The organism is Nostoc sp., from assembly GCF_035638895.1.
GTDB lineage: Bacteria > Cyanobacteriota > Cyanobacteriia > Cyanobacteriales > Nostocaceae > Nostoc.
The window spans coordinates 1-3187 of the sequence record NZ_DASQZC010000070.1 but is presented as its reverse complement, the minus strand read 5'-3'; the positions used below and the strand labels follow the sequence as shown (position 1 = coordinate 3187).

The 3187-nt window shown below is 37.5% G+C and carries 2 protein-coding genes and 1 pseudogene; all 3 read left to right on the top strand.

Annotation, left to right across the window (positions count from 1 at the left end):
* Positions 1-445: pseudogene (locus VE944_RS02970) on the top strand (hypothetical protein); the annotation flags it as partial.
* Positions 446-613: 168 nt separating this feature from the next.
* On the top strand, positions 614-1453 hold the full coding sequence (locus VE944_RS02965; protein WP_324972040.1) for a hypothetical protein: 840 nt from the start codon (positions 614-616) through the stop codon (positions 1451-1453).
* A 579-nt stretch (positions 1454-2032) separates the two neighbouring features.
* Positions 2033-3094: a hypothetical protein gene (locus tag VE944_RS02960; protein ID WP_229555468.1), complete on the top strand. Its 1062-nt coding sequence runs from the start codon at positions 2033-2035 to the stop codon at positions 3092-3094.
* Positions 3095-3187: the final 93 nt, after the last annotated feature.

Genomic DNA, 3187 nt, shown 5'->3' with positions numbered 1-3187 from the left:
TGACTTAGTTGGCAGAGTTTGTGCAAACGGCGCTAAAGCCGGTATCAGAGTCATTTTATCAGGACAAGATCCTGATACAATTGCCAAATCTAAAGCTGCATCTAAGATTTTGCAAAACTTGACAACACGATTGATTGGACGCATTCAGCCGGTTGCAGTGGATAGTTTTGCAGATATCTTAAAATATCCCCGCAACATTATTGCTCGTAATGCCTCAGAAAGCTTTTTTCCCCGGAAAGAAAGCGTTTATAGCCAATGGCTGTTAGATGATAACGGTATTTATACATTCTGTCGTTATTATCCAGGTTACGAACAATTGGCAGCAGTTGCTAATAACCCTGCTGAACAAACGGCACGTAGTAAAATGATGCAACTTCATAGTGATAAATATGAAGCAATTTCTGCATTTGCACGTCAATTAGTCGCTAATCTGCGTAGTAGTTAATCGGGTTATGTAAGCAGTTAACAGTGATTCAAAAAGTTATATAGAACTCCTATTTGATTTTTGAAAAAACTCCGTATAACTCGAAAAAGCCGATTCCCTATTCCCTACTCCCTGCCTTGCTATAAATCATAGTTAAAAAGCTAAATTACCTTTTTCAGGCACAAATATATGCAAAAAACTACCATTTTTACTCTGACGTTGCTATCTCTGGCAATTCTACCAGCAATGGCACAAGTTCAGACGGAATTAGGCCAGGTTTGGACTGATTTTAAATCATATTACGGAGATATGGAAAAATACTTTCAAAAGAATCTGAGCGAGAACTTAAACCCTGTAGAAGCACAAAGTCGAATTGCTCTTGATAGTGCCAAGGGAGATACAGAATTGAAGATACCTAACCCCGTCTTTGCCGGACAAGAGGTTCGTAAGAAAATTATCGAACAATCTTATCGTTCAGAATCTAAAGCAAGCCGCTTTGAAAATAATGCAGCAGTACGGGCAAATGGAGTTAGTAATGAACTCAATCGTTTTATTACTCGTGGATCATCGGAAGCTATTCTTGGTAAAGATGGACAAAAGCGGACACAAGAAAAGTTAGAAAATACTGAAAATACACTAGAACAAATTGCTAGTTCTGCCGGACAGACAGAGTCGGCAAAAGATACATATATTGGGAATTTAGGGAGTATTTCTGTTCCTGGTAATCCACCTGCTGGAACTAATGAAACTATCAGGGCTATTACGCTTTTAGCACAATTAATAGGTTTTACTCAATTACAAACTATCAGAATTCAAGAGGCACAATCACAATTTCTAGGTGAAACATTTGCTCAAACAATACAAACGAATCAGTCTTTACAATATTCTAATTTAAATTTAGCAAATATTTCTCAGCAGGCAGAAGAGGCAAATCGCGCTCGGAGAGTAGATACATCTACAGAAGCGGCGAGGCTTTTACGAGCTACTTCTCAACTAGATTTGTTTGGCAGACAAAAAGTTGGTAAGTAGAATTTTAGGATAAAAAAACTTTAATTTTCCTTTCCATATATTTTTTAAAATCCTTAAGAGCTTGTTTGAAAAGTGGTTGGCTGTGATTTTAGGCATTTATTAATCCCCTCTAACCCCCTTAAAATGGGGAGAAAGAAACTCTAAGAAGAAGCTTTTCAAGGCTTGTCATTACCCACATCTTTTCAATCACTCGCTTCGTTGCTATCCCGCTTAGGAATTTATTCCTAAGCTAATAGCTAAAGTCCTCTCAAGAGGACTAAATACAATATTTTCAACGATGTAGATGGCTAGTAGACCTTGTGAAAACGAAAATTTCAGTCCACTTAAGTGGACTTGAGCTATTAGCCCAGAACTTAAGTTCTGGGCGGGATGTGAGTAAGTGTTACACTTTGACTGTTACAAAAAAATGTTGGTAATGACAAGCCTTTTTAAAGGAGAAACCGAAATAAACCAACAGTAAGTCTAAAAAACAGTTTGGTAGAGTGCGTTAGCGACAGCGTAACGCATCGAAAGATCCGGAATGGTGCGTAACATTCCTAACGCACCCTACGAAATAAAAAAACAGCCCATAAACTCAAAATGCAACTTGCTATTCAACTAATTTTTGCCCAACTAGGCAACCAACTAGGCATTGATGACGTTCTCAATAATGGTGCCAGAACTTCTCTAAGTATTGCCGAAGGTTGGAATAGTCAATGGCTGAATTTATTACAAAACACCACCAGTAATAACTTGTATGGAGCGCTGACAAATCTGGGTATTTTTTTTGCGGTAGGAACCCTGTTATTTTTTATGATACAATTCCTCAGAGACTTAATATCCTACGAATATAGTCGTCCAATATCAGCCTTAATCTGGCCTTTTGTGGTGGTGATTCTCTTAAGTAATTCAGGTAAGGGAAGTATCCTTTCTAATCTGACACTGGGATTACGGGATTTTTTAAACACTGTGAATCAGCAAGTAGTGGTATCAGCAGATGCGGGTCAAATGTTCCAACAAGCACTTAATATGAGTGTTGCTGAAGAAGTAACTGGTTCTTTTCTGCGTCCTTGCCAATCGTTAACTGGTGAACAACAAAGTAAATGCTTTGTTCAAGCTTCGGAGAGAATTAATATTCTCTTGCAGAAATATAGAAATACATACGGAAGGAGAGTTTGGATAAATAGGCTACAAACTAAGATAGATAATATTAGATATGGCACTAGCCTTGTATCAGAAACCTCATTTAATTCTTTGTTAGGTTCTACAGTCCAAACAAGTATCAAAAACTTTTTAGTTTCCTTGCAATATGCCTTTCAAAATCTGATAGAAGCTACTATGTTGCTAATAGCCCTTTTAGGGCCAATAGCTGTAGGTGGCTCTTTATTGCCTGTAGCTGGTAAACCAATTTTTGCATGGCTGACAGGATTTTTATCTATTGGAATTGCCAAGATTTCATTCAATATTATTGCTATTGTGACTGCCGCAGTTATTGTAAACGGGCCAGGTCAAAATCCTACTGCTGATCCAGATTTAATGTGGTTCATAATCTTTCTGGGAGTTTTAGCACCAATTTTATCGTTACTTGTGGCTGCTGCTGGCGGTTTTGCACTCTTCAGTGGAATCAGTAATACAGCTTCTTTAGTAAGGGAGAGGATATAAATTCAAAATTCAAAATGAATAAAATTTGGATAAGTGTCGTAACTGCTGAGTTATATGCAAATCATGATTAATATCAGGGCTATATCATTCTCA

Coding starts and splice junctions, on each gene's coding strand:
- VE944_RS02965 (WP_324972040.1), top strand. CDS start 614: ATGCAAAAAACTACCATTTTTACTCTGACGTTGCTATCTCTGGCAATT.
- VE944_RS02960 (WP_229555468.1), top strand. CDS start 2,033: ATGCAACTTGCTATTCAACTAATTTTTGCCCAACTAGGCAACCAACTA.